Source organism: Desertihabitans aurantiacus (assembly GCF_003344635.1).
GTDB classification, from domain to species: domain Bacteria; phylum Actinomycetota; class Actinomycetes; order Propionibacteriales; family Propionibacteriaceae; genus Desertihabitans; species Desertihabitans aurantiacus.
Genome location: NZ_QPKK01000450.1, coordinates 1 through 1,787, shown reverse-complemented (window position 1 = coordinate 1,787; position 1,787 = coordinate 1). Strand labels below are relative to the sequence as shown.

The window sequence follows — 1,787 nt, the reverse complement described above, 5'->3', positions numbered from 1 at the left end:
CGGTGGGACGCCGCTGGGGGCCGCGGTTCCTGCGCGGTCCGCGCCGGGCGGCGCTGCGCGAACGGGCCGCCCGCGGGCTCGACCGGCGCGGGGCGGCGATGATCTTCACCGCCCGCTACATCCCGGTCGGACGGGTGGTGGTCAACCTCACCGCCGGCAGCACCGGCTACCCCCGCGGCCGGTTCGCCGCGGTGGCGGGCGCCGCCGCGCTCACCTGGGCCACCTACTCGACCCTGATCGGGGCGCTGGCCGGGCACTGGTTCGACGACCGCCCGCTCAACGCCGTCCTGGTCGGGGTCGCCGGGGCACTGGTGCTCGGCACCGTGGTCGACCTGCTGCTCGGGCGCCGGCTGCGCCGGCTCGACGAGACGGGCACCCCCGAGCAGCCCGTGGGCGTGGCGCCCCGCCCTCCGGAGCGGGGCTGATCTAGCATCCCGGGGTGCCTTCCCCCACCGACCGCTACCGCACCGACGTGCTCCGCCCCGGCTGGCAGCAGCAGGGGCGCAAGACCTCGGTCGACCACGTGCTGAGCAAGGACCTGGTGGTCGAGGACGCCGGCAGCGGGTTCTGCGGGGCGGTGGTGCACTGGGAGAACGGCCTGGTCGTGCTGGAGGACCGCCGCGGCAAGCGCCGCAGCTTCCCGCTCGGGGCGGGGTTCCTGCTCGAGGGCGAGCCCGTGGCGCTGCGGGCGCCGTCGCGCTCCACCCAGGCCCGGGCGTCCCGGAGTGCCACCCACACCGCGTCCGGCTCCCGGGTCGGCACCCGCCAGGTCACGCGGGTGGCGCTGCCGAGCCGGATCTACGTCGAGGGCCGCCACGACGCCGAGCTGGTGGAGAAGATCTGGGGCGACGACCTGCGCCACGTCGGCGTGGTGGTGGAGTACCTCGGAGGCATCGACGACCTGCCCGCCCTCGTGGACGAGTTCGCCCCCGCCCGCGGACGCCGGCTGGGGGTCCTGGTCGACCACCTGGTGCCCGGCTCCAAGGAGTCCCGGATCGCCGAGCAGGTGGCCGCCAGCCGCTGGGGCGGCTTCGTCATGGTCACCGGCCACCGCTTCATCGACATCTGGCAGGCCGTCCGCCCCGAACGCCTCGATGTCGCCGCCTGGCCCGACGTCCCCCGCGGGGAGGACTGGAAGAAGGGCACCTGCGCCCGGATGGGCTGGCCGCACCGCGACCAGGCCGATATCGCCCGCGCCTGGCAGCACGTGCTGGGCCGGGTGCGCAGCTGGGACGACCTCGACCCGCGGCTCAACACCGAGGTCGAGAAGCTCATCGACTTCGTCACCCAGGACCACCTCGGGGAGGACTGAGCGGTGGGCGCAGCAGGACGTCCGGACCTCGTCGTCGCCGGCGCGCTGGTGGTCGACGGCACCGGCGCCGAGCCGGTGGTGGCCGACGTCGCGGTGGCCGGTGACCGGGTGCTCGCGGTCGGCCCCGGCTGGCGCGACCGGGGCGGTGAGGTCGTCGACGGGCGGGGGCTGGTGCTGTGCCCGGGGTTCATCGACCTGCACTCCCACGCCGACTTCACCGTCGAGGCGCACCCGGCCGCCGACACCCAGCTCGCCCAGGGCGTCACCACCCTGGTGGTGGGCAACTGCGGGTTCAGCCCGTTCCCGGTCGACGACGCCGGTTGGGTGCGGCGCGCCACCCGCTTCCTCGGCACCGAGCTCGGCTGGAGCTGGACCGACGCGGGCGGGTTCACCGCCGCGGTGCAGACGGCCGGCCCCGCGGTCAACGTCGTCACCCAGCTCGGGCTGGGCTCGCTGCGCGCCGCCGTGGTCGGCG

General features: G+C 75.9%; 3 protein-coding genes. All 3 read left to right on the top strand.

Going from position 1 to position 1,787, the window contains the following annotated elements:
* Positions 1-425, top strand: a 425-nt coding sequence (locus DVA66_RS20060; RefSeq protein ID WP_198671992.1) for a DedA family protein, incomplete at its 5' end; no start/stop codon positions are given.
* 14 nt (positions 426-439) lie between these two features.
* Positions 440-1,312, top strand: coding sequence for a DUF3097 domain-containing protein (locus tag DVA66_RS20055; protein WP_114561543.1), 873 nt, complete (start codon positions 440-442; stop codon positions 1,310-1,312).
* Positions 1,313-1,315: 3 nt separating this feature from the next.
* A partial coding sequence (locus DVA66_RS20050) for an amidohydrolase family protein (protein WP_157974189.1) occupies positions 1,316-1,787 on the top strand: 472 nt, incomplete at its 3' end.